We start from the raw sequence: 24,089 nt of genomic DNA on the forward strand, positions 1-24,089 counted from the left end.
TTATGGCGGACAGTGTCAAGGCAAAACAGCAATTTGATGATTCTTTCAATCAGTCAAGTCAATCCGACTTTATGAAATCCTGGAACGCAGCAATTGAAAATATGAATCAGACAAATCCGAATTTAAAGGTTTTTAATGAAGAAATTCAAAAAGGTTGGGAATATATCCAGAGTGGAAGCAAACTGGTCACTGACGAGGCGAAAGATGCTGTATCTGAAATTCAGAATCAGCTTAAAGTCCGAACAGAAGAGGAGAGGAGAGCTCGGCTTCAAGCCCAGCAGGATGCTCAGCGGAAGCATATTGAACAGATTGAAGCCACTAAAAAGCTATTCTCGGAAATTTATCAAAAACAAAAGAGGGCAACAGATACAGCAGCAGCTATCGTATCGCCCCAATCTCAATCTACCAATAGAATGGTTTGTTGCTCTGACGAGAACGGCCACGGTTCTTCAGAAAGAGAAAATGCAGATCAAAAACCGAAGCAGAAGTCTGTATTGGAGATCGTAGAGTCAGCTGTTGAGCAAGTCGCTAACTTTACTAATATGCTGTCAGGTGCCTCCGATATCATAGAGACCTTGTTTGGAAAGAACTTAACGGATGTGGTTCTTAATTTTCTTAAAGTTTCACCAACTTTAAGAATTGGAGGTGCATTAACGATCCTGGCAGGCGCCGGGGTTTATATTAATAAGAAGATGGAGGACGCCGAAGAAGCCCGACGACAGGATCTTATTCATTCTGGTGAATCAACAGAGAAGATGGAAAAGAACTACAAGGATTCAGCCCTTCAATATAAGACTACCAATGATATGGCTTGGCAGTACGAAGCGATTGTGAAAAAGATGAATGATCCTTCCTCTTTACCGGATGATCCTTTAAAAGCAGAAGAAATTACAAACGTGCGAAAAAAAATGCTTCTCAACTTAGGAACCGCTCTGCAAAAGGCTTATCCCGATTTGGTTAACCCAGAAGATATTGGGTCGGGAAAGTTGGATACAAAGCTCCTTAAGAATACAGCGCACGCAGATCGGTCAGTAGCTGCAAGCTCGTTTAATACCGATTACTCCCAGAAAAACTTGGAAAAACTCGGAGCAGAAATGTTGGAGCAGGAAGCTGCGATTAAGACATTGAGAGAGGATAGAAATAAGCTCCCTGAAATTAGTAACCAATACAAAGAATTTTTTGCCAGATTTCAAAACATTAATTTGGGGAAATACGGTGATAAAGATGCAGCTATGCAGCAACTATTTGATGATGTTAATAATTTTCAAAAGGACAACAACACTGTTTTAGATAAATACAGTTTATTTGAAATATCAAATAAGGGTCAGTTATCGAGCCTTCAAACCTTAGCCGAGCTAGTGGATAAAAAGCGTTCTAATCAAGGAAAAGAACTAACAACCAAAGAAGCAGAGTTTGCGACTGCAAGTAAAAGTTACAAAACCATTTATGACGGTTATAAAACCAAGCTTGAGATTGATATGGGGCAAACGTTTGAGGAAGGAGGTAAAAAATACTCTGCTAGCAGTCCTGCCGACCAAAAGAAATATTATGATTCAGTTATGAAATTGATGAATTTTGCTCCCAAAACGGATCTGCTTCCCCCAGAGCTAAAAACGAATGTTCTGCGATATTTATCCATGACCAATACACAGCAAGATATTAACGAAGCGAACAGAAGGGTTTCCAGACCTAAAATTACACCAGGGATACATGGAAGAGATCTGAATTTCAAGGCCAATCATGACCCTTCATATTCTGAATCCAATCGAATTAACAGTATTAAAAAAGATCAGCCCGGATTGGGAGACAAGTTGACTTCAATTCTGAAAAGTAGAGACTTTGGATCGAAGAACTATAACAATCAAATCTCATGGTCTCCTAAAATCGTTGTCCAGAACACAGATTCTGATCTAGCTACAAAGCTTAATGAGGTATTGAAGAATTCGAGGATAGATTTTGAAAAGAATTGGAAGCAATTCAAAGAAAGGGTGTCGATGGCCCAATGACCCAATACCGAACCATTCAGGGCGATACTTGGGATGCCGTCGCCTACAAGCTCTATGGAGACGAGAATCTGATGACGCTGCTTCTGGAGGCGAACCCCGAGCAGGCCGACAAGGTGATTCTGGACGGCAATCTGCTGCTTCACGTGCCCGTAAGGCCGGAGCAGACGTCGGAGGATCTTCCTCCCTGGAAGCGGGAGGGGTGAGGCCAGATGTCCGAGATGACGCAGACAGCCCGATGGGCTGAGCTGGAATTGACCTATAACGGGAAAAACATCAGCGAATCCATTGCGGATTCGCTGCTTGATTTTACGTATAACGATGCCGCTTCGGGCAGTCTGGACGACATCGACCTCCGGCTCGAAGACCGGAAGCTGAAATGGCAGAACGCCTGGGCCGCCCAGGAGGGCGATGTCATCAAGGCGACGATCCGAACCCATCACTGGAATAAACCCGGCGAGAGCCAGAAGCTGGCCTTCGGCGAATTCGAAGTGGATTCCGGGAGCGTGGGGGGGCCTCCGGATACGGTGTCCATCAAGGCGACATCGCTTCCGGTCAAGGCGGGCGTCCGGTTCGAGAAGCGGACCAAGGCATGGGAGAAGACGAAGCTGAAGACGATTGCGGCCGAGGTGGCTGCCAAGGCGAAGCTGAAGCTGCTCTACGAAGCGACCGACAACCCTTCCTACGACCGGATTGACCAGACTGAGATGTCCGATCTGGCTTTTCTGCTGGATACCGCCACGAAGGAAGGCATAGCGATCAAGGTGGCGAGCGGCCGGCTGGTGCTGTTCGACGAGTTTGAATATGAGAAAAAACCTCCCGTCGCCACAATCGTACGCGGCCGGGACCCGGTGCTGGACTTCTCGTTCAACTGGTCGATCGCTTCCAAAGCGTATCGAAGCAGCGTGCTGACGTATACGGATACGTCGAGCAAAAAGACCTACAAAGCCGCGTTCACCCCGCCGGGCGCTCCCGTGAGCGGTCCGGTGCTGAAGCTGAATGAACAGGTCACTTCCCAGGCCGAAGCCCAGCGGCTGGCCCGCATGCGCCTTCGGGAGAAGAACAAGGAGTACGGAACAGGCAGTCTGACCCTGATGGGCGATGTCCGGATGGCGACGGGACTGACGATTACACTCAAGGGCTGGGGCCGTTACGACGGCAAATACCTGATCGAGTCCTGCTCGCATACGCTGGGCTCCGGCGGGTATACAACCGCTCTGCAAATCCGAAAAGTTCTGGGGTGGTAAAATGATTCGCATTGGTCAGGTCTCGGCCGTAAACCACGCGGCCGGAACGGTCCGCGTAGCTTTTGCGGACCGGGACGACGCCGTCTCCGCCGATCTTCCGGTTGTCGTGCCGGGAGGAGGGGCGCAGGGGAACCCGCTGCCGCTTCCCGGTCAGACGGTGCTGTGCGCCTTTACCGCGGCCGGCAGCTCCGCGGGTTTCTGTCTGGGCACGTATTACGGCGGGGACGAGAAGCCCCCGGGAACGGAAGAGCAGCGCGGCGTCTGGTTTGAAGACGGCAGCTATGTTTTTTATGACCGGAAGCAGCACAGTTTGAATGTCAAGGCGGCCGGAGCGGTGAACATTGAGGGAGACCTCACGGTAACCGGCATTGTCCGGGCCGCTTCGATCAAGGAGGCAGGAGAATGACATGGATTCAGATTATCGACAGAGGCGATAGGCTGATGACAGAGGCTTTGATGATGGCGAAGAAAGCGGAGAAGGAAAAGCTGAAGCTGGTCGAGGAGTTCAATCATCCGTACGGCAATTCCAAACAGATTCAGATGTCCATTCTGGGTTCCTTGGGGGAGATCGTGTTCGAGACGGTGGAGACCGGGGTGAAGAATGAATGGCAGCCGGTGGTCCGCACCTTTGACGATTTCAGCCGGTCCTCTTCCGGCCGCTGGGCTCAGCACGATGTGATGGGACAGAAGCCGAAGAAGCAGTGGCTGGGGCCGGGTCTGGACAGCATATCGCTGTCCATCCGCTTCTCCGTATCGCTCGGCATGAACCCGCGCAAGGAGCTGGACCGGATCTCGAAGCTGGAACAGACCGGCAAGGCGCTTCCGCTCGTAATCGGCGGCAAAGGCATCGGTACCGGGCTGTGGGTCATTACGAATGTGTCGCAGAACTGGGAGCGGATTGATAATAAGGGCCGTCTGCTTGACGCGACCGCCACGCTGTCTTTGGAGGAGTATGTAAAATGACAACGATGAGCATTGATATGACGCAGCCTTCGGGCATTGATTTTGCGCCGTCCTCGCGGGCTGCCGAGATCCGGCAGAATATCCGCACTATTCTCTCGACGCCGCTCGGCAGCGTGCCGATGCAGCGGGGGGTTGGACTGGATGTGGAGGTGCTGGACCAGCCGCTCGCGGTAGCCCAGGCCCGAATGGCCAGCTCGGTGCTGTCGGCGATTGCCGAACAAGAGCCGAGGGCGAAGGTCACGGCTGTAGAGTTTATTCAGACGGATGAGGCGTCGGCGATGTGGGGGACCCTGCGGCCGGTTGTCCATATCCAGTTTGAGGAAGAGGTGAGCGAATGATAGAAAGGTTGGAACTGCCGGAGATCGCGTTTGCGGACGAGGATGCGACTTCCATTAAGCAGAATATCGTCTCTGTGTATGAAGGGCTGACCGGCCGGACGCTTGCTCCGGGAGATCCGGTGCAGCTTTTTTTGATGTCGCTGGCCTCGATTCTGATTCAACAGCGGGTGCTGATTAACCGGACGGCCAAAGGAAACCTGCTGCGCTACGCCTCCGGCTCGCTGCTGGATCATATGGGCGCCTTCCAGGGATCGGCGCGTCTTCCGGCTGCGCCGGCGATTACCACGCTGGAATTTACGCTCTCGATTCCGCTGTCGTCGGTAACCCCGATTCCGGCTGGCACGCGGGTTGGACCTACGGGCGGCGACGGCTCAATTTATTTTGAAACCAATGAATATATGGAGATTCCGGCCGGTTCTGTGAGCGGCCGCATCTCGGCTTCATGCTCCGTGCTCGGAATCGCCGGCAACGGGTTTCTTCCGGGCCAAATCAATGTCCTGATGGACCCGCTTCCTTTTGTCCAGTCGGTGGCGAACCTGACGTCTTCGAGCGGCGGCGCGGCGGCGGAGTCGGATGACGACTACCGGGAACGCATCCGCAGCGCGCCGGAGTCCTACAGCACGGCCGGTCCGCAAGGCGCTTACGAATATTGGGTCAAAGCCTCGTCGTCTGCGGTACTGGATGTCCATGCCTTTGCACCGGAGGGGAGCGCCGGCGGAGAAGTGCAGATTGTTCCGCTGCTGACCGGCGGACAAATCCCGGACCGGGATGTGCTGGACGCCATCGCAGCGGCGCTGGAAGACCGCGGCATCCGTCCGCTGACCGACAAGGTAACCGTTACGGCGCCGAAGCCGGTGCCCTATGAGATTAGACTCACGTACTATATCGCCCGCAGCCGGGCCGCCGAGGTGACGGCCATTCGAGCGGCGGTCCAGAAGGCGGTTGCAGACTACCAGCTGTGGCAGAAATCACGGCTTGGCCGGGACATTAATCCTTCCGAACTGGTTGCGCGGATCATGCAGGCCGGAGCGCTCCGGGTAGAAGTCGAGGCGCCGGGTTATCTGGAACTGACGCCGACGGAAGTCGCCCAGGAGTCCGGGGAGCCTGCTGCCGCCGAATATGGGGGGCTGGCCGATGATTGACATCCGTTCGGTTAGCTTGTACGACCTGCTGCCGCCCAATCTTCAGCGGGATTCCGCCACCGCCGCCGCGGCTCAGTCGCTGGACAACGAGCTTCATGAATTGGCTGCGGCGATTGACGCCCTGGATATATTCGGACGATCCCAGGAGTGGTCGGATGAGGAGACCGATGCTCTTGCGAGCCAATACCTTCCCCCATATTACGACCCGAACCTGCCGCTCGAACAGCGGCGGGCCCTCGTCCGCAATGCCATTCCATTCCACCGGCGCAAGGGAACGGCGGCTGCGGTGGAAGATCTCGTGGCACTGCTCTTCGGCTACGGCTCCGTCGAGGAATGGTGGCAGTACGGCGGGGCGCCGTATCATTTTCGGGTGGTGACCAACAATCCTGACGTAACGACTACCCGGGCCAAAGAGTTTATTCAGGCAGTTAATTCCGTCAAGCGTCTGTCGACAGTTCTGCAAAAAGTGCTTCTCTCGCAGGCGGAAACGCTGTCTTTGTATTACGGAGGATATCTCCACTTTGGCGAGACAATTACCATATGACGATTACCCGATAGGAGGGAACGAGGTGGCAGCTTTTGGCGGCATGACTTTAACGAATAAAGGCTTGGTTTTGCAGGGCAAAGCGCAGGCGGGAACCCCGCTGAATTACACCAGAATTGCTGTGGGCGATGGCTCGCTCAGCGGGCAGTCCATCCCGGCATTGAACAGCTTAATCTCACCAAAGAAGAGTCTTCCGGTAACCCGGCTGCAGATCCAGCCGCCGAATAAAGCGGTTATCGGGACGGTGCTGCGGAATGCCGAGATGACCAGCGGTTTTTATTTCCGGGAAGTCGGGGTATTTGCTCAGGACCCGGACGCGGGAGAGATTCTGTACGCCTATGCCAATGCAGGCACCAGCGCCGAGTATATTGTGCCGGGCGGCGGCAGCGATGTGATCGAGAAGGCGTTTAACTGTATTGTGGCGGTCGGCACAGCAGCGAATGTGACAGCGGTAATCGATGAATCGCTGGTGTTCGCAAGAGAAAGCGAGTTCACGACCCACCGTACAGCCGCAGAGCTGGACCACCCGGACGGGTCGGTAACGGCTGCCAAGCTTGCGCCGGCAGCGGCTACCGATGCCGCAATCGGGAGCCGCACAGTCAGCGATTCGACCGCCCCAACCGGCGATACCGGGACCTTGACGGGCATCGTCGGCTGGCTGGCGAACATGGTGAAGGCCATTACCGGCAAAACGTCCTGGCGGACGCCTCCAGCCACGACGCTGGAGGCGGCCAGCGGGCATATGAAGGATACGACGGTTCACCTTACCCCAGCCGAGCGGGCCTCGTGGAACGCCAAAGAGACGACGACCGGCGCGCAGGCCAAGGCAGACGCCGCGCAGGCGGCGGCCATTGCGGCGGCGGCAGCGGATGCAGCGGCGAAGGCCAATGCGGCCGCGGCGGCTTCGATTCCGGCCTCGCAGAAGGGGGTGGCCAACGGCTTAGCCACTCTGGACGCCACGACTCGCCTGCCGGCGGGTCAGCTGCCGGCGAGCGTGCCGCAGCAGACTACGGCCGACGTCACTTATTACGTCCGGACGGACGGGAATGACGGCAATAATGGGTTGGCTAATACGGCGGCGGGGGCGTTTAGGACGATTGGGAAGGCGATTAGTGTAATCCCTGCGATTGTGAATCACAACCTCACTATTGTTGTGGCAGCAGGAACTTATAACGAAGATATTGTCGTACTAGGTAAAACAGGCGCGGGGGCTATTAACTTATATGCGGGCGGAGGAACTGTCAATGTTCTGTCTCTAAGCGTCGTCCGCTGCGGAGTCATTGTAGCGGTTAACACAATCGTTATGACGACAGCATCAAAGGATGCCATCAGCGTTTATCAATCGGTGGCGCTCAATTTGACGTCAGTAAGTGCTACAGCTTCAGCTTCCTCATACGCCGGAGTCAATGCCGATACATCCAATGTGTATATCTATAGCTCTACCTTTTCGAATAAGAGCAGAGGGATTTTTGCAAGTTTCAATAGTAAGGTCATCAGCATCAACAATTCGGGAACTGGTAATTCTCAAGGTCTGTTTGCCGACGGGGGCGGTCAAGTGACAAAGTATGGCACGCAGCCCGGAGGAATCGTTGTTGAAGCGATAGGCAATGGCATTATTACGAGTGGAGTTCTCAATCCGTGGGGAGACAGTAATGTGCTTCAGCGCACGTTTATAAATGCTAGTAAAAATACAGCACAGTCAATCAGTGCAAACACCAAAACCAAGCTCACTTTTGAAGTCGAAAATTATGACACATTAAATGAATGGAACAATAACAGATTTACCGCCAATAAAGAGGGTAAATTTCACATTGACGTGCACATCGGGGTTACAGCATCAGTAGTAGGACAATTTGTCGACTTGATTCTGGTTGCCAACGGTTTAGATAGTGCAACTACGAGGATTTTTTGCAATAGTTCATTAACAGGTGCATCCTTAACCTTGTCGGATACTCTCTATATTTCGTCCTCTGGGCAATATGTAGAATTCTATGTCTATTCTAACGCTGCTTTCTCGGTCGAACAGTTTGGCGACCGAAACCGCGTCAAGATTACGGCATCAGCTTAAGGAGGAATTATGCATATGCATCTACCATCCGCCATCCAGCACCTTTATCCGGATGCCGACGCGTTCCGGGACTTTATCGTCCAGGACGACAGCGACGGCCGAGGACCTTATATCGCCTATTGGGGTCTGGATTCCCCTCAGCCCACAGATGAAGAATTGCAGCAGGCCTGGGCCGAATACCAGAAGACTGATAACCCTTCCACGAAGCCTAAATCCTTGGAACAGCGTATTGTGACACTCGAACAACAGAACGCCTCTTTGCTGCTTGCACTTACTGAGGTTCAGGGAGAAAAGCGCAAGAATAGAGGCGGCTTAATGTCTCTTTGGAGTGGGAAAAAATAAGCCCTAGTCCATTTGCAAGAACCGAAGACCCGAACGGGTCTTCTTTTATTGATAAGAAGAAACCGTGTTAGGAGGAAGTACGATGGCAGCTTTTGGCGGCATGACATTAACGAATAAAGGTTTGGCTTTGCAGGGCAAAGCGCAGGCGGGGACCCCGCTGAATTACACCAGGATCGCTGTGGGTGATGGCTCGCTCAGTGGACAGTCCATCCCGGCATTGAACAACTTAATCTCCCCAAAGAAGAGTCTTCCGGTAACTCGGCTCCAAATCCAGCCGTCGAATAAAGCGGTTATCGGGACGGTGCTGCGGAATGCCGAGATGAGCAGCGGTTTTTATTTCCGGGAAGTCGGGGTTTTTGCTCAGGACCCTGACGCGGAAGAGATTCTGTACGCCTATGCCAATGCAGGCACCAGTGCCGAGTATATTGCACCGGGCGGCGGCAGTGATGTGATCGAGAAGGCGTTTAACTGTATTGTGGCGGTCGGTACCGCAGCGAATGTGACAGCGGTAATCGATGAATCGCTGGTGTTCGCAAGAGAAAGCGAGTTCACAGCCCACCGTACAGCCGCAGAACTGGATCACCCGGACGGATCGGTCACGGCTGCGAAGCTTGCGCCGGCAGCGGCCACCGATACCGTGATTGGCAGCCGAACGGTCAGCGATTTGAATGCTCCGACCGGTGATACCGGGACCTTGACCGGCATCATCGGCTGGCTGGCGAGCATGGTGAAGGCCGTCACCGGCAAATCGTCCTGGCGCACACCTCCCGCCACCACGCTGGAGGCGGCGAGCGGGCATATGAGAGATACGACCGCGCATGTTACTGCCGCTGAGCGCGGCGCCTGGAACACCAAGGAAACAACCGGCGGAGCGCAGGCCAAGGCAGATGCCGCGCAGGCCGCAGCCATTGCGGCCGCGGCAGCGGATGCATCGACCAAAGCCAATGCGGCCGCGGCGTCTTCGGTTCCGGCCGCTCAGAAGGGGACGCCCAACGGTGTCGCCACTCTGGACGGCACGACCCGGCTGCCTGTCGCTCAGCTCCCGGTGAGCGTACCGCAGCAGACTACCCAGGAACTTAATTTATATGTCCGGACTGACGGTAACGATAATAACAACGGTTTAGTTAATACGTCAGAGGGTGCTTTCAGAACAATTAATAGAGCCATCGCTGCAATTCCTCCTATTGCAGGCCACAACGTTACAATCACGATACTTTCTGGATCGTACACGGAAGACGTTTTAATCACGGGGAAATCCGGAGGCGGACTAATTAATTTTGCAATAAGCGGTAGTGGAACAATAGTGGTGAATTCGTTTACCGCTATTCGCTGTGCTAGTCACATTCTCGTTAATAATTTCTCTGCGAGCACGACTGTGACGAACGGCTTTGGTGCGTATACATGCTCAGCAGTCAATTTTATTAATTGTTCAGCGATTACCTCAGCGCTATCCTACTCCGGTTTTATCGCTGATGTTGCGAGTGTGTATATGAATGGTTGCACTGCGTCGAATAAGAAATACGGCATACTCGCGAGTTACAATGCCCGTATTATTACCATCAACAACACAGGAACCGGGAACACCTATGGGGTTTATGCTGATGGAGGAGGGAGTGTCACCAAATATGGCAGCCAACCAGCAGGGAGCACCCCGGAAGGGTTAGGAAATGGAGTTGTGACCTCCGGTGTCCTTAATCCATGGGGAGATAATACGCAATCAAATCGTCCGATTTTATGGGCATACGGAAATATGAATCAACCTATTTCCAGTACAGTATGGACCAACGTTATATTTGGGGCGGGTTCAACTGTTCAGAACCTATCCTTCAACTCATCATCAGGAAGAGCCACTATTCAGCAAGCAGGATGGTATAAAGTGAAAGTGAAAGTTCTTCTTTCTTCGGTTCCTGGAAATTGTCAGGGGCAATTACGTGCTATCCTTAATGATTCGCAGTCGCATCAGCTTGACCTGAAGATTCAACCTATACAGTATAACATGTTGCTACAAGGAGATGTTTTGCTCTACTGCGGGGTAGGTGATCGCATAGACATTCAGGCGTATTGTGACAGTAATACTACAATTACCGCTGGGACTGCCCTTAGCACCTACGAAATTGTACGTGTTGCATAGTAGTGTAGAATAGGAAGGATGGGGCACTAATCAAGACGGAAAATTAAGTTCTGTTCGTGCGCTCGGACTTTGTCGAAGATGTAAAAACCGAGTTAAGAACGTACCAGCCTATCGTTATCTGAACGGATATCTATCGTGCGGTTGAAAGACTTACTATCAGAACCGGCAGCTTCATAGACACGGATTCTTGGGCAACAAAGCTGTAGGAAAGAAGATTCTGATGAGCCTGCTTATACTTACGCAGATTCACCCGAATGTTTTCGTATCCAGATGTCGATCTGGTAATGACGAATAGGTTGGATTAACAGTGATAATATAGCGCAAGAGGGAAGAACATTTTGACAAGGCGTACTGGCTGAGGTAGCAATATAAGTTTTTTCTTATGATTATTCAGAGAGAGAAGGGAGCAGGGGATGGACAGCAATGACGTAAGCAACCTGGAAAAGCTGCTGCCGCTGGCGGACAAGTACGGCCTGGCCTATGTGGTATCGCTGGTACTGCTCTGCATTGTGATCTACTTCCTGCGGGGCATCGCCCGGGGGGATCTGGTGCCCCGGGAGCTGCTGGACCGGTCCGAAGAAGACCGTGACCGGCTGCAGGCGATCCTGGACAAAGAGCGGGCCGATTTCATGGCGCCGACGCTTGAAGTGCTGCAGCGGCTCAAGGTTGACCATCAGACGGCACAGGGGGGAAATGCCGAGGATAGGGGAGGATAGCGTGATCCGTTTGCTGAGATGCTTATCGTCCCGGCGCCTGCTGCAAAAGGAACGGGAACTCCGGCAGGCTTCCGGCCGGGTGACGGTCAGCATTGCCCGGTACAAGGACATGTCCCGGGAAATTCAGGAGGAGATCGGGCGCAACCGGTTCGCCCGCTACCTGGTCTATGATCGGGGGGATCAAGATGTTCATTGACGTGCTGCTGCTTGTGCTGTACGGCGTATCCATCGGATGCGCCCTTTATATTATTCACCGGCATCGGACGTATTTTCACGAGCGATTCCGCAAGGGCGTGGTCAGCGTATTCATGCTGGCGATGCTTTTTTTTCTGACGGCCTACGTCTTCAAGCTCTGCGTCGTGCTGCTGATTCGGATCGCCATGATGGCAGGTGCGATGAATGCGGAAATGGAGCGCCTGCTCACCTTGGGCTGGACCCTGGCGCAGATCGGGACGACAACGGGTCTGATCGCATTGGCCTGGCTGACCTGGTCGGGGAAGTATGACCAATTCGTCGCCTTGCGGAGATTGGAACAGAGAGGAGAACAAGAACGGAAATGACCATGACATGGGAACAGCTCAAAGCCAAATCGGACCCCAAGCTGATCGGCCTCCAGCCGGTCGTGCTGGCCGCCGTGCTTTGTCTGATGAAGACTTGCTTTATCCGCAATATTCCGATTCTGATTACCCAGGGACTGCGTACGATTCAGGCGCAGAATGAGCTGTACGCCCAGGGACGCACCCAGGCGCAGATTGAAGCGGCAGGAATTACGGGAGTAACCGCCCGGCCGGATCTGCAGGTCGTTACGAATGCACGCGGCGGGTACTCGTATCACAACTTCGGATTGGCGGTGGATTTTGCGCTGCTTGCGAATGACGGGAAGCAGGTCTCCTGGGATCTGAACCGGGACGGCAACGCCAACCGGCGCAAGGACTGGGACGAGGTGGTCGAAGTTGCCAAGAAGCTCGGCTTTGAGTGGGGAGGCGATTTTGTCTCGATCCACGATGCGCCGCATCTGGAGATGACATTCGGACTCAGCACAGCGGAACTCCGCGCAGGCAACTTGCCCAAGACGTCGCAGACCCAGCCGGTGTACCGGCAAATGATGAAGATGGAGGAGGAGCAGAGGGTGAACAAGGACAATCATGTGACGGTTCGGGTCAATGGCGCCCGGATCGGCGAAGGGATACTGGACGGCAGCATCACCTATGCGCCCGTACGAGCCGTTGCGGAGGCGCTGGGAGCATCGGTGGTCTATGACAGCAAGACGCTGACGGTTAACGTGACCGGCAAGGAGGCGGCGAAATGAACAACCGTATTTCCTGGAGGCAAAAACTTGCCAGCCGCAAGTTCTGGGCGCTGCTGGCCGCCCTTGCCGTATCCATTCTCGGAGCTTTTGGCTTCTCCGAAGAGACCACGCTGCGCGTGACCGGCATCCTCTCGGCTGTCGGCGCCTGCGCCGCCTACATGTTCGCCGAGGCATTGACGGACCAGGCGTCCGGTAATGCGGGAGCCGGAACTGCGCAGACCCGGGTAGAACCGGAAGCGGAAGCAAGCGGGTACGAGGACTCCGCAGCGGGCCGTTGAGAGTGAACCTGGAGCGGTGGCGTATCCGCGTCGGCTGCTCTGGATTTCCGTGCGGAAGCCGGAACCGATCCGTCTTTGGATCTGCTGCTCCGGGTTTACGCGAGCAAGCCGGAATTGTTCGCCGCGTCCGGTTCACCGGTGCGGCGGATGCAGCCGGCGGAACATTTTTATAAAAAATGCTTGCAAGGTCTCTTCATCCTATGGTATTATAAATCTCGTTGCAGGACGGTAGCTCAGCGGGAGAGCACTATCTTGACAGGGTAGGGGTCATGGGTTCGATCCCCATCCGTCCTATATGATTTACCTCGAAGAAGCCTTGATAATTAAGGCTTCTTCTTTTTTGTCCAGACAAGGATCCGCCTGAAAGTCCCAGTAAAGAAGCAGGAGCCACCCCAATTCACCAGCGTAGCATTACTCTTAGCCCACAATTATATAATAGACTAATTCCATAGACCCATTCCCGGTTTTGTGGTAGAATTTAGGAAATAGGGTGGGGAGAGATTGGTATAAATGAAAACTTGCAGCGGCTGCGGCCAACAATTGCCGGAAGAGAGCGTATTTTGTAACAAATGCGGCACGCAAATGGCTCCGACACAGAAGGAACAATCATTCTCTTCGGGTAATAAACGAGGAAAGACTTCAACAGTGATGAAGAAGTATAAATTTATGTTTGCAGCAGCGGGGATTATTATTGTGGCAGCCGCAGTTGTGGGTCTGATCCGGTACAACGCCAATCAATCCAATTATCGGGACAAGATAGAAAGTGCCCAATATAACGTAGAACAAGGGAATTTCGACGATGCCTACACGGATATAATGGATCTAAGTCCCAAGTCCAAAGATAAGGAACTGTTCGAAAGAATCCAATTGGTGAAATTTGCTGAATTGTATTCTCCGATGGATTATCAATTATATGAAGAAGCGAATTATGAATCTATCCTTAATCGGTTACTAGACGGCATTGCGTATTGTAGGAATAGTATGGACAGGGCCAATGAGCTGGGTGTCGGCGAAGACTTGCAAACTGTACAAATGCAGCTCGCCGCAGAGCTGGACGAATATTATGGAATAAATGAGAATGAGATTGAACAGTTGGCATCCATGAATGAAACGGTTAGAGCGGACACCATAACGGAATTGGCACAACAAGCCAAGCCGCGAATAAAGGACGCCATACAGGAAGATTTAAATCCCTAACTTATAGAACCTTATATTTGCACTCCTAGTATGGTATACTCAACTCATAAACAGCGTACCATGCTGAAGAGAGCCGTGCGCCAACACGACTCTCCCTAGCAGCAGCCGCTTGAAAGGCGGTCAGCTTCAATCAGGTACTACCCAGATGAAATAGGTCGCATCCTGGCAGGGCGGCCTATTTCTTTGTGTTCCGGCCAAGTGCTACGACGAGGGTCACGACGAGCGTCATCAGCGCAACCAGCAGCGCGCCGAAGCTAATCATGAGCGTCAAAGCGTCTTTAACCTCCACAGCATCACCTCCCTTCCGAGAAGTGAGCCGACCGCCCTTGCAAGCTTCTTACTGCTCCCTCTATTATACCAGAATGCGAACGTATAGTCGCCTTTTTAAAGCGCTTCTTACTTGGTTTTTTCGATGCGGAATACGAATTTCCATGTCGCGGTATGGCCCGAATAACGGCCGCGGTTCTCGGTGACGGTTACGTTCAAGGAAGAGGTCTTGGCCGATTTCAGCCCGGCCGTTTGAAGGGTCAGGGACGCCGTTCCGGATTCCGGAATCTTGTCCTGTTCCTCGGCAACAGCTTTCAGCTTGATGGAGCCCGAACTTCCCGCGCTCAGGGTAACCGAGGACCCTTCCTCCAGTTCTTGACCGTTGACATAGGCGGCATAGGCCCACTCATTGCCGACATGATTGTTCTCGGTCAGCTCTGCGCGGACGAAGGTGACTTGAACGTGCGGCGTCTTTCCGGCCGCCGAGACCGGCTGCGCGGTCAGGGTCAGGATCAGCAGCAGAACCAACAGCAGGGATAGCCGGGGCTTGTGTAGTTTTTTCATATAAACCGTCCTTTCAAATGGTGAATCTTCCATTAATCTACCATTTGATTCGCAATTCCACCATTCCTTCTGGGTAATTTACATAGAAATGTCATTTTTCGCGCGGAATAATCTGCATAGAGACGAAAGCGGGGATTCGAGATGAAAGAGAATTCAAAGGCAGGAATCAGCGAGACGGTTTTGAGCGAGGCGGAGGCTTTTGTTCGTCAGCGGCTGCTGAATGAGGGAACCGGCCATGACTGGTGGCACATTTACCGGGTCGTCCGGCTGGCGGACAAGCTGGCGGAACGGGAAGGGGCGGAGACCGGCATTGTCCGGCTGGCTGCGCTTTTTCATGATCTGGCGGATGACAAGGTGGTGGCTTCCAAGGAGCAGGGCATGGCGGAGATTGCCGCCTGGCTGGAAGATCACGGCGTGGGAGAGAGAGACTGGGAGCGGATTCTGGAGATTATCGCTACGCTGTCGTTCCGTGGGGGCGGGGGCGCTCCCATGACAACGCTGGAGGGTCAGGTCGTCCAGGATGCGGACCGTCTGGATGCCATCGGCGCGGTAGGCATTGCCCGGACGTTCTCTTATAACGGCAGCAAGGGGAACCTGATTTATGATCCCGGGCTCCCTGTCCGGGAGACGATGACGGAAGCCCAGTACCGGCAGGAGCGGGGGACGGCGGTCAACCATTTTTACGAGAAGCTGCTGAAGCTGAAGGACCGGATGAACACCGCTTACGGACGCGAGCTCGCAGAGAAGAGACACCGGGTCATGGAACAGTATCTGGAGCAGTTCTTCCGGGAATGGGAGGGGGAAGATCTTCAGGAGCTCTAGAATGCTACAATTCTCACACTCCCACGGAGCGGGCAATGGTTATCAGGGCGGTAATGGTCACGACGTTGACCAGCGTGGACACAAGCACGGTCTGAGCGGCAAAATCCGGCTCGTTCCCGTACTCCTCGGCCAGCAGCGAAGCGTTCACGCCTGTCGGCATGCCCGAGGCGATGATGAGAGCTTGTCCCGGGATGCCGTCGATGCCGAGACTGAGAACGAGCAGAAGACCGATGCAGGGCGCGATGATAACCCGCAGAACCAGGCTGAGATAAATATCGGTCCGGTCCAGCCGCAGCGGGTACTTGACGATCTGCGCGCCAAGCGTAAGCAGGGCCACGGCCACCATCGACTGCTGGGCATACGTCAGCGGCTTGCCGATGAAGTCGGGCAGAGGCACGGAGAAGGCCCGGAGCAGCAGTCCGATGGCAAGCGCATACGGCACCGGCATCTTCAGGAAGCCGATGAGGACGACCCGGTAGTTGCCCTTCAGCTTCGCGCTCTGGATGGACAGGACGCCGTAAGTGAAGGTCAGCAGGCTCTGAAGAGACATGATGAGCGACTGGAGCGACGCGGCGAGCGGATTGCTGTGAAAAGCAAGGTCGTTGACCGGCATGCCGTAGTTGCCGGCGTTGTCGAGCAGCACGCTGTTGGTGAACGCGGCGCGCATGCCGCGCCGGTATTTCAGTCCCCGTGTCAGCGCGAAGGACAGCGCATACAGGATGGCGATATAAAGCGCGTAGAACAGGACGACGGTGCCGAGCAGAGAGGCCGACATCTCGGAATGATACATGCTCATGAGCACGGCTGCGGGCGTGATATAGTAGAAGTTGATTTTGGCCAGCGTATAGAGATCGAGGCGGAAGAGCCGCTGCAGCAGCGAGCCGGCGCCGATCAGCACGAAGACCGGCAGCACCACCTGTAGCAGAATTGAACCGATCATGAACGTATCGTCCCTCTCCTTCTTGGCGTCCCTTCATTATAGCATGGGGATCTGTGTGCAGGCAGAGTTATAAGATACGCCCTCCCCGTCCACACTGTTATCAGCGTGACAGGCAAGCAGGAAGGGAAGGAGACGCGAAGACATGATTGGAAAAAAACTTGGGACCGCGGCAACGCTCGCCGTCCTGGCGCTAGAGCTGTCCGGCTGCGCCCGGAACGCGGCTGCCCTGCAGCCGCAGAGCGCTCTGGAGCCGCCGGGTGCTCTGGAGCCGTTGGTCCAGCCCGCGGGTGCGGGCGGGGAACCCCGGCTGGGTGAAGAGCCGGATGCCCTCCCGCCGGTAATCAACGACGTGTATGACAAGTCCATTCCCGAGGATGTCTACAGCGCAGATTGAACGGGAGTCTGTCCTGACCCGAAGCCGCCGCTGTACAGCCGCGGGACACTTCGGGTATAATAGCTGGCATATTGCCGCCTCGGCGGCATGCGGACTATAGAGAGGGAGAGACAGATGGCAGCAGAGATTTTACGAATTCAGACGGAAGAGCAGCTTCGGCAGGCTCTGGATATTCGGATCAAGGTGTTTGTAGAGGAACAGCAGGTTCCGCAGGAAGAAGAAGTCGACGAATATGACCGGCTGGATGCGAAGGCTCATCACCTGCTTATTGTCGAGCAGGGAGTGCCCGTTGCGACCGGCCGTCTGACTTATTACCGCGAGGGCACTGCCAAGATGCAGCGGATTGCCGTCCTGAAGGAATATCGGAGCGGAGGCTATGGCCGGGTGCTTATGCTGGCCCTCGAAGAGCTGGCGAGAGAGCTGGGTCTGACTTCATCCGTGCTGGACGGTCAGTGTCAGGCGGAGCCATTCTACCGGAAGCTCGGTTACGAGGTCATTTCCAAAGAGCCGTTCTACGACGCGGGCATTCTCCATGTCCGCATGCAGAAGGAACTGTAAGTGCACCGAGTGGCGCTTAAGACCTTTTGCTTCGCTTCTGTGGCCGCGGGTTTCGTCGCTGTGCATAGCCCTCCCCGCTCCCGAGCACGATAAGAAGGCCGGTCAAGGCAATTTACCAAGAGTCCAAGGAGGCAGCGGTGAATGGTGGATAGACAGCGGGAACAGTTCGAAGCGGTTCAAAAGAACGGCGACGGGGATCTGACCGCCTTTCGCACAACGGAAGGTCGCGTCCTGAGCTATGAGCAGGCGCTGGAGGAAGTCCGGGCAGGCCGCATTGCCGGCGTGAACGTGTTCAAGGGGAGGGACGGCGCGCCGCATATCCGGGGCGATGCCGACGGCGACCCTTCCAACAACCTGGACCAGCTTCCAATATTTTGAACAGGACTGCTAAGTTTTTCATGGCCTTCCGTATATCGGAAGGCCTATTCGTGTCTATGCAAAAAAAGTTGAAAATGTTGCCTGTGTTACCGCAACTTGCCCCTTCCCCGTTAGTATATATTAACAGCATGAATTAGTATGGAGGGGCGGGCTATGATAAAGAAAACGTGGAAGAGAATCGCGCTGTGCGTGTGCGTCTTTTCCCTGATGGGCGGATCTCTGCTGTTCGCGGATTCGGTCACCCAGAAGATTCGGGTATGGAATAACGGCAAGGAGCTTGCCGACGGAGGTTATCTGATTGACGGCAAGACCTACATACCGGCTAGGGCGGCCGGAGGGCTCGTCTCTTGGGACAACTCGGGCCGCGTATCGATCGTCAAGCCGAATGTGGACATCATCCTGCTGAACGGCGACAAGCTGTTCGGCAATGTCAATACCGGCAAGCTGAAGCTGAAGGTGCTGTGCCAGGTCGACAGTCTGGCGGCCCCGGTATCGGCCGTCAAAGTAACGATCAGCGACCCGTCGGGCAACGAGAAAGACCTCGGCAGCGATCAGGACGGTTCGCAGAAGGACAATTTCTGGTTCGCCACCAAAGAGACGACGTATGATTTCAAAGAAAGCGGCGGCAAATATACGATCAGCTTCTATATGAAGGGACTGCGCGACAGCGACTATACGCTGATTGCGGAGAAGGTCGTTACCGTTCTGAATTAAGAGGTTCCAAAATTGACCTGCTTCGTCCTGCGTGGTACGATACCGGAGTAGGATATTTCAATTAAAGCGAGGTATTTCAATGAGCGATCACAAACATGAGCATGGCCATGAACATGGCGAAGCATGCGGCTGCGGACATGATCACGACCATGAGCACGAGGAGTTTGTGCTGACTCTGACCAACGAGCAGGGTGAAGACGTGGAGATGGTGCTGGTCGAAACGTTCGATGTGGGCGAGAAGCTGTACGCGCTGCTGCTGGAGCGCGAGAATCCGGAAGCCGACGGCATCATTCTGCGGATGGAAGAAGAAGACGAAGAAATGGTGCTCTACAATATTGAAGACGAAGCAGAATGGAAGGCAGTGGAAGAGGCTTACAACCAGCTGCTTGCTTCTTCCCAGGAATAAGAGAGGGCTTCGGGCATGGGGGACAAGCTTCGGCTTCTCCTGACCCATTTCCCTTCCGTGTTCCATATAGCCCGGTATCTCTGGAAGGAGGTGCCGGGTTTTTTGAGCTGCGTTGGGAGGAGTCGGATACCCTCTCGCCACGGACGTGTAGCAGCAGGCCTATGGCAAGCGCCAAAAAAAGCGCCTCCCGCAGGAGACGCTTGGGTGTATGGAGAGACCATGCGGCCGGGCCGCTTAGCTGAAGGCGCAGCGCCTTCGGTTCAGAAGATGGGTTCGGCTTCGACGATGACCTTGACGTTCGTAATGCTGCGGTCTTCCGGACCTTTGACCGGCAAGCCGATCTCGACATGGTCCAGAATATAGTCGATGTTGTCCTGGGTAATGACTTCCCCCGGCAGCAGAATCGGAATGCCCGGCGGGTATACATAGATAAACTCGGCAATAATCCGGTCGGCGGATTCCTTGAACGGAACCAGTTCCGTATCGGCATAGAAGGCATCGCGCGGAATCAGCGCGAGCTGCGGAATTTCGGGTACCTGAACCTTCAATTCGTAGATATCGCCCTTGCCGTAATTGACGGCCGACATGACCCGGAGCGCGGAGAGCAGTTTGTCTACTGTGGTCTTGGTATCTCCCGGCGTAATCAGGCAAAGAATGTTATACATATCGCTCATTTCGACTTCGATATTGTGTTTGTCCCGCAGCCAGTTCTCCGCTTCCCAGCCGGTAATGCCGAGATGGCGGACGTGAATGCTCAACTTGGTCGGGTCCAGATCATAGGTGGCTTCGGTTCCGAGAATCTCGTTGCCGAAGCTGTACAGGCCGTCGATCTCATTGATCGCTTCCCGGGCGTAGCGGGCAAGCTGGATGCACTGCTCCGCCATATCGTGGCCGTTCAGGGCAAGGTTGCGTCTGGACGCGTCCAGCGAAGCCAGCAGGATGTAGGAAGTGGAGGTTGTGGTCAGCATGCTCAGCATCGTCTGAACGCGCTGCGGATTCACAAGTCCCGTCTTGGCGTTAAGATTGAGTACCGAGCTCTGGGTCATGGAGCCGCCGAGCTTGTGGACGCTCGTCGCCGCCATATCGGCTCCGGCCTGCATGGCCGACATCGGCAGTTCCTCGTGGAAGTGAATCAGCACGCCGTGCGCTTCGTCCACGAGTACGGGGACGCCGTAGCTGTGCGCCAGCTCGACAATCGACCGCAGATCGGCGCAGACGCCGAAATAAGTCGGGTTGATTACGAGAACGCCTTTGGCGTCGGGATGGCGCTGCAGCGCTCTTTTCAGAGAGCTGGTCGTAATGCCGTGGTCGATTCCGAGATTCTCGTCCTGGACGGGCGAGACGAAGATGGGCTTGGCGCCCGAGAAGATAATGGCAGACATAACGGATTTATGGACGTTGCGGGGCACGATGATCTTGTCTCCAGGCGAACATACGGATAAAATCATCGTCATAATGGCACCGCTCGTGCCTTGGACGCTGAAGTAGGTGTAATCGGCGCCGAAGGCTTCGGCCGCCAGATTCTGGGCCTGCGCGATGACGCCTTTGGGCTGATGCAGGTCGTCCAAGGGCGCAATGTTGATCAGATCTATGGAAAGGGCGTTGTCGCCGATGAATTCACGGAATTCCGGATCGGTCCCTTGGCCTTTTTTATGACCTGGAATGTGAAACTGCACCGGGTTTCCGGCGGCATGTTTTTTCAGAGCGGTGAAGAGAGGGGTAAGCGATTGGTCCATTAATACTCCCACAACCTTTCCTAAGTGAAGTCGCAAACAAAATTGAGTATAACAAAACCATCACCATATTACTAGGATGTGATCGAAACGTGTCGAAACCCGAGCAACGCATGCATATTCGCCTCTCGTCGCCGTTCATGCTGGAGATGTGGGTGATTATTTTTCTGGTCGAATTCGTTAAAGGTTCCCTGCTGGTTGCCCTCCTGCCGGTCTATATGGAGCATACGCTGAACCTGTCGGTAACGGTGGTCGGCTTTGCCTTCGCCCTCCAGTATCTCGGCGACAATCTGTTCCGCGGGCCGTCCGGCTGGCTGCTGGAACGCGTGGGCTACCGCTGGACGATGGCGGGTGCGCTTATATTAATTGTAGCAGCGGTCGCCATTATTATTTACGCGGATAATGCGCCCATGCTGAGTCTGGCCTGCCTGATTCTGGGGATCGGCACTTCGCCGCTGTGGCCCTGCGTCATGACCGGCATTACCGAGCTGGCGGGCTCCACGACAAGCGGCAGCAGCGGCGCCGCCATGGGGTCCGTGGAAATGGCTTCGCTGGCGGGAACGGGCATCGGGCCGATTACGGTCAATTTCCTGATGGACCATGGCCATCAGGGGTACCGCGGCGCGTTCTATCTTCTGCTGGCCGTAGCAGCAGCCGTCGTACTCGTCTCGATGCTGCTTCCCGCGAGAATCGGACGAGGCGTCCACGCCGTTACCCGCGGCGGAGAGCCCAAACGCGAGGCGGCTCCGGCGGCGGAGCCCGGCGTCCGCCGCTCCTTCCTGGCGGGCCTTGGCCATACGCTGCGTCAGGTTCGGGTCAGCCGGCTGCTGTATCCGGCGCTGTTCCTGCAGGCTTTTGCCATCGGTCTGATGACGCCGGTCGTCACGCTGTTCGCCCGGTCCGAACTGCATCTGTCGCCGACCATGTTCAATGTGCTGCTGATTGCCGGAGGAGGCGTGACGGTTATCGCGCTGATCCCCGCCGGCCGTCTCGTGGACCGCATCGGCACCTCGGCGTTCCTGAACATCGGCTTCCTGCTGGCCGCTTTCTCGCTGACGTTCTTCTCGCAGGTGCGCTTCCTGCCCCTGGTATTCGTGGCGGTGGCCCTTGTCGGCGTCAGCTATGCGTTCATTCTGCCGGCCTGGAACGCGTTCATTGCCAAGCAGGTGCCTGAGAGCGAGCGCGGTACGGTCTGGGGGCTCTTCCTGACGCTTCAGGGCTCCGGCATGGTCTTCGGCCCAATCGTGTCCGGACGCCTGTGGGACCGGGTGGGACACTGGGTGCCGTTCTTTGCGAGCGCACTCGTCATGCTCTGTCTCTTCGCGCTGCATCTGGTGATTGTCCGGCGGACGGCGCAGAAGCGCCTGGCCGCAGAAGCGGGCTAGAAGAGGTCTGGAAGCGGGTGGAAGAGGGCCGGCGCGGCTGCACGGTTCCCGACGCAAGGCGAAGAGCCGTTCAGGAGAAATCCTGGAACGGCTCTTTTTGATGTGTCCGGGGCTTTGGTCCCGCCTCCCGCTAGAAGGCCATCTTGTACAGCGGAAGGAGCGTGCGGAAGGTGTCCTGAATAACGCCGGTTAGCTTCTGCCCGTCTGCCAGCACCGGGTCGCCCGCCTCGATGCGCAGTCCGCAAGTAACCTCGGCTTTCTTGACCTCTTTGAGCCGGTGCGCCAGCCCGGCCAGCCGCTCCGCGTCCATCTCGGCGTGGGGCGTGCCCGAAGGGTCCAGATGGTCGGTGGACCAGAAGTAGCTCCCCGGAAGCTCCCGCAGCACGCTGCCCGATTCCCGAAGCAGGGCGTCCGCCAGAATGCCCTTGTTGCCGCTCTCGTAGATCACGGCGAAGACGATGAAGAGATGGCTGCGGAACATGCCGGTCTGGAAATGGGGAAGCGCCTTGTAGCCCCGCTTGGAAGGTCCCCAAGCCACCCAGGTGTCGGCCGGAGGGTGAACGGTGCGGCGGGCGTGCTTGGCGACATGGGGGAACATCTCTTCCCCCGTAAGCTCGGTCAAATAAGGGGCAAGCTCGTCTCCGAGCGCCGTCAGTTTGGGACGGACCCTCTCAATTAAAGCCTCCATGCGCGGCTCAAGGCCGCCGATATCGAACACTTCAAAGTCTGCCGGTTGGAATCCGCTAAAAGTCATGGTTATGGTCTCCTCGTATAGGTTGGTCCCCCGGGCCCAGAGTCCCAAAGAGTTCCAAATCCGGAATGAAGCGTTTGGGAGACCCGGGGGGAGGGTAAAAATAGTCAATAAACCAAGTTACCGCTACATAAACTGAAGTATAAAATAGAACCAGGATATCCGGCAAATGGCCTGAGGAGGGAGCGCCGTGAACAAGAACGACGAAGTGGAATACTGCAACCTGGAGCTCCGTTTTGAGCGGGATCATCTCCAGAACCTGATCCGAGATCTGATTCGGGACGGCTATTCCTTATATTGGAGCGAGAATGAACAATTATTCGTCATTTCGGTGCGGACGGGACGCAAGCTGATCAAGCTGCGCTTCCAGCGGATCGACGACGGCTACAAGCTGGTGGGCGATTATATGATCCGCGATGCGAAGCTGTCGGAACGGATGGAGAAGCTGATCGGCGATATGCGCGGGCATGCCGTCGTGAAACGTTTTCGCGACCGCCAGATCATCATCGAGAACATTCTCTTCGGCGAGGTAATCCGGCTCGTGGAGATTTCGGGTTACCAGCAGCGGGTTATCTATCAGAAGGGGCCGCTTCTGTCGGATCACGAAATTACGAAGCTGTTCTATTCGGGACTCGGCGAAGAGCGGATTGCGGAATGCCGCCACGAAGTGGACGATGAACTGGACCGTCTGAGCGCGGCTATGCAGCGCGGGGACACAGAGGAAGCGGAGACCTGCAAGCAGCGGCTTCAGGAGCTGACGCATCGGCTCAGCGTACTGGAATGGTAGCGGAAGGCAAGCGTTCCGGGCACCTCTTGAGACAAGAGGTGTCTTCATTTTGCGGGCGAAGGACCCGGGGGGTTCACTTTCCCGCGCAAAAACGTTAGAATAGAACCGTTGC

The 24,089-nt window shown here is 55.1% G+C and carries 30 protein-coding genes and 1 tRNA gene; 26 read left to right on the forward strand and 5 right to left on the reverse strand.

Features of this window, described 5'->3' with window-relative positions:
* Window positions 1-2: 2 nt before the first annotated feature.
* From F4V43_RS11290 to F4V43_RS11375, 18 genes are all read left to right on the forward strand, one after another.
* Window positions 3-2,006, forward strand: coding sequence for a hypothetical protein (locus F4V43_RS11290; RefSeq protein ID WP_150458344.1), 2,004 nt, complete (start codon window positions 3-5; stop codon window positions 2,004-2,006).
* Window positions 2,003-2,209, forward strand: coding sequence for a tail protein X (locus tag F4V43_RS11295; RefSeq protein ID WP_150458345.1), 207 nt, complete (start codon window positions 2,003-2,005; stop codon window positions 2,207-2,209). Before F4V43_RS11290 ends, F4V43_RS11295 begins: the two co-directional genes overlap by 4 nt.
* Window positions 2,210-2,215: 6 nt before the next feature.
* The gene (locus F4V43_RS11300; protein ID WP_223879865.1) at window positions 2,216-3,250 is read left to right on the forward strand and encodes a phage late control D family protein; all 1,035 of its coding nucleotides are present in this window, start codon (window positions 2,216-2,218) and stop codon (window positions 3,248-3,250) included.
* 1 nt (window position 3,251) lies between these two features.
* A complete protein-coding gene (locus F4V43_RS11305) occupies window positions 3,252-3,656 on the forward strand; it encodes a phage baseplate assembly protein V (protein WP_150458346.1) in 405 nt (134 codons plus the stop codon).
* A complete protein-coding gene (locus F4V43_RS11310; protein ID WP_223879866.1) occupies window positions 3,653-4,213 on the forward strand; it encodes a phage tail protein in 561 nt (186 codons plus the stop codon). Before F4V43_RS11305 ends, F4V43_RS11310 begins: the two co-directional genes overlap by 4 nt.
* Window positions 4,210-4,551, forward strand: a complete 342-nt coding sequence (locus tag F4V43_RS11315; protein ID WP_223879867.1) for a GPW/gp25 family protein — start codon at window positions 4,210-4,212, stop codon at window positions 4,549-4,551. Before F4V43_RS11310 ends, F4V43_RS11315 begins: the two co-directional genes overlap by 4 nt.
* Window positions 4,548-5,693: a baseplate J/gp47 family protein gene (locus tag F4V43_RS11320; RefSeq protein ID WP_150458347.1), complete on the forward strand. Its 1,146-nt coding sequence runs from the start codon at window positions 4,548-4,550 to the stop codon at window positions 5,691-5,693. Before F4V43_RS11315 ends, F4V43_RS11320 begins: the two co-directional genes overlap by 4 nt.
* Window positions 5,686-6,237 (forward strand): phage tail protein I, encoded by a 552-nt coding sequence (locus F4V43_RS11325; protein ID WP_150458348.1) that lies wholly within the window; start codon window positions 5,686-5,688, stop codon window positions 6,235-6,237. The genes F4V43_RS11320 and F4V43_RS11325 overlap by 8 nt, the downstream gene beginning before the upstream one ends.
* Window positions 6,238-6,262: 25 nt before the next feature.
* Window positions 6,263-8,305: a phage tail protein gene (locus F4V43_RS11330; RefSeq protein WP_150458349.1), complete on the forward strand. Its 2,043-nt coding sequence runs from the start codon at window positions 6,263-6,265 to the stop codon at window positions 8,303-8,305.
* Between the two features lie 15 nt (window positions 8,306-8,320).
* Window positions 8,321-8,647, forward strand: coding sequence for an XkdW family protein (locus tag F4V43_RS11335; RefSeq protein ID WP_150458350.1), 327 nt, complete (start codon window positions 8,321-8,323; stop codon window positions 8,645-8,647).
* An 82-nt stretch (window positions 8,648-8,729) separates the two neighbouring features.
* Window positions 8,730-10,778: a phage tail protein gene (locus tag F4V43_RS11340; protein WP_150458351.1), complete on the forward strand. Its 2,049-nt coding sequence runs from the start codon at window positions 8,730-8,732 to the stop codon at window positions 10,776-10,778.
* Between the two features lie 413 nt (window positions 10,779-11,191).
* The gene (locus F4V43_RS11345; RefSeq protein WP_150458352.1) at window positions 11,192-11,494 is read left to right on the forward strand and encodes a hypothetical protein; all 303 of its coding nucleotides are present in this window, start codon (window positions 11,192-11,194) and stop codon (window positions 11,492-11,494) included.
* A gap of 1 nt (window position 11,495) precedes the next feature.
* Window positions 11,496-11,690, forward strand: a complete 195-nt coding sequence (locus tag F4V43_RS11350) for a hypothetical protein (RefSeq protein WP_223879868.1) — start codon at window positions 11,496-11,498, stop codon at window positions 11,688-11,690.
* The gene (locus F4V43_RS11355; protein WP_150458353.1) at window positions 11,680-12,054 is read left to right on the forward strand and encodes a hypothetical protein; all 375 of its coding nucleotides are present in this window, start codon (window positions 11,680-11,682) and stop codon (window positions 12,052-12,054) included. The genes F4V43_RS11350 and F4V43_RS11355 overlap by 11 nt, the downstream gene beginning before the upstream one ends.
* On the forward strand, window positions 12,051-12,803 hold the full coding sequence (locus tag F4V43_RS11360) for a M15 family metallopeptidase (protein ID WP_150458354.1): 753 nt from the start codon (window positions 12,051-12,053) through the stop codon (window positions 12,801-12,803). The genes F4V43_RS11355 and F4V43_RS11360 overlap by 4 nt, the downstream gene beginning before the upstream one ends.
* Entirely contained in the window at window positions 12,800-13,081 is a 282-nt protein-coding gene (locus F4V43_RS11365; RefSeq protein ID WP_150458355.1) for a hypothetical protein, read from the forward strand. The genes F4V43_RS11360 and F4V43_RS11365 overlap by 4 nt, the downstream gene beginning before the upstream one ends.
* Before the next feature lie 222 nt (window positions 13,082-13,303).
* Window positions 13,304-13,375, forward strand: a tRNA-Val gene (locus tag F4V43_RS11370).
* 216 nt (window positions 13,376-13,591) lie between these two features.
* Complete coding sequence (locus F4V43_RS11375) at window positions 13,592-14,278, forward strand: zinc ribbon domain-containing protein (protein WP_150458356.1); 687 nt, start codon at window positions 13,592-13,594, stop codon at window positions 14,276-14,278.
* A gap of 175 nt (window positions 14,279-14,453) precedes the next feature.
* Here the strand turns inward: F4V43_RS11375 and F4V43_RS19730 are convergent, their stop codons facing one another.
* Together F4V43_RS19730 and F4V43_RS11380 are read right to left on the reverse strand one after the other, a co-directional pair.
* Window positions 14,454-14,567 (reverse strand): putative holin-like toxin, encoded by a 114-nt coding sequence (locus F4V43_RS19730; RefSeq protein ID WP_191089562.1) that lies wholly within the window; start codon window positions 14,565-14,567, stop codon window positions 14,454-14,456.
* Between the two features lie 107 nt (window positions 14,568-14,674).
* Window positions 14,675-15,109 (reverse strand): hypothetical protein, encoded by a 435-nt coding sequence (locus F4V43_RS11380; protein ID WP_150458357.1) that lies wholly within the window; start codon window positions 15,107-15,109, stop codon window positions 14,675-14,677.
* 141 nt (window positions 15,110-15,250) lie between these two features.
* Here F4V43_RS11380 and F4V43_RS11385 point away from each other — a divergent pair, with 141 nt between their 5' ends.
* A complete protein-coding gene (locus F4V43_RS11385; protein ID WP_150458358.1) occupies window positions 15,251-15,931 on the forward strand; it encodes an HD domain-containing protein in 681 nt (226 codons plus the stop codon).
* A gap of 13 nt (window positions 15,932-15,944) precedes the next feature.
* On the opposite strand, the gene F4V43_RS11390 is transcribed toward F4V43_RS11385, so the two are convergent.
* Window positions 15,945-16,871: an AEC family transporter gene (locus tag F4V43_RS11390; protein WP_150458359.1), complete on the reverse strand. Its 927-nt coding sequence runs from the start codon at window positions 16,869-16,871 to the stop codon at window positions 15,945-15,947.
* 142 nt (window positions 16,872-17,013) lie between these two features.
* Between F4V43_RS11390 and F4V43_RS11395 the strand changes: the two genes are divergently transcribed.
* The 5 genes from F4V43_RS11395 (at window position 17,014) to F4V43_RS11415 (ending at window position 19,321) form a co-directional block, all read left to right on the forward strand.
* Complete coding sequence (locus F4V43_RS11395; RefSeq protein ID WP_150458360.1) at window positions 17,014-17,265, forward strand: hypothetical protein; 252 nt, start codon at window positions 17,014-17,016, stop codon at window positions 17,263-17,265.
* 114 nt (window positions 17,266-17,379) lie between these two features.
* Window positions 17,380-17,823 (forward strand): GNAT family N-acetyltransferase, encoded by a 444-nt coding sequence (locus tag F4V43_RS11400; protein WP_150458361.1) that lies wholly within the window; start codon window positions 17,380-17,382, stop codon window positions 17,821-17,823.
* Window positions 17,824-17,964: 141 nt separating this feature from the next.
* A complete protein-coding gene (locus F4V43_RS11405) occupies window positions 17,965-18,201 on the forward strand; it encodes a DUF3892 domain-containing protein (protein ID WP_150458362.1) in 237 nt (78 codons plus the stop codon).
* 153 nt (window positions 18,202-18,354) lie between these two features.
* The gene (locus F4V43_RS11410; RefSeq protein ID WP_150458363.1) at window positions 18,355-18,915 is read left to right on the forward strand and encodes a copper amine oxidase; all 561 of its coding nucleotides are present in this window, start codon (window positions 18,355-18,357) and stop codon (window positions 18,913-18,915) included.
* Window positions 18,916-18,994: 79 nt separating this feature from the next.
* Window positions 18,995-19,321, forward strand: coding sequence for a DUF1292 domain-containing protein (locus F4V43_RS11415; RefSeq protein ID WP_150458364.1), 327 nt, complete (start codon window positions 18,995-18,997; stop codon window positions 19,319-19,321).
* Between the two features lie 260 nt (window positions 19,322-19,581).
* On the opposite strand, the gene F4V43_RS11420 is transcribed toward F4V43_RS11415, so the two are convergent.
* Window positions 19,582-21,057 (reverse strand): aminotransferase class I/II-fold pyridoxal phosphate-dependent enzyme, encoded by a 1,476-nt coding sequence (locus F4V43_RS11420; protein WP_150458365.1) that lies wholly within the window; start codon window positions 21,055-21,057, stop codon window positions 19,582-19,584.
* Window positions 21,058-21,146: 89 nt separating this feature from the next.
* On the opposite strand from F4V43_RS11420, the gene F4V43_RS11425 reads away from it, so the two are divergent.
* A complete protein-coding gene (locus F4V43_RS11425; RefSeq protein WP_317983784.1) occupies window positions 21,147-22,439 on the forward strand; it encodes an MFS transporter in 1,293 nt (430 codons plus the stop codon).
* Window positions 22,440-22,569: 130 nt separating this feature from the next.
* Here the strand turns inward: F4V43_RS11425 and F4V43_RS11430 are convergent, their stop codons facing one another.
* Entirely contained in the window at window positions 22,570-23,193 is a 624-nt protein-coding gene (locus tag F4V43_RS11430; RefSeq protein ID WP_150458366.1) for a DUF1054 domain-containing protein, read from the reverse strand.
* Between the two features lie 187 nt (window positions 23,194-23,380).
* On the opposite strand from F4V43_RS11430, the gene F4V43_RS11435 reads away from it, so the two are divergent.
* Entirely contained in the window at window positions 23,381-23,977 is a 597-nt protein-coding gene (locus F4V43_RS11435; RefSeq protein ID WP_150458367.1) for a hypothetical protein, read from the forward strand.
* Window positions 23,978-24,089 lie beyond the last annotated feature (112 nt).

It is taken from the genome of Paenibacillus spiritus (assembly GCF_008710135.1).
GTDB classification, from domain to species: Bacteria; Bacillota; Bacilli; order Paenibacillales; family Paenibacillaceae; genus Paenibacillus_AQ; species Paenibacillus_AQ glufosinatiresistens.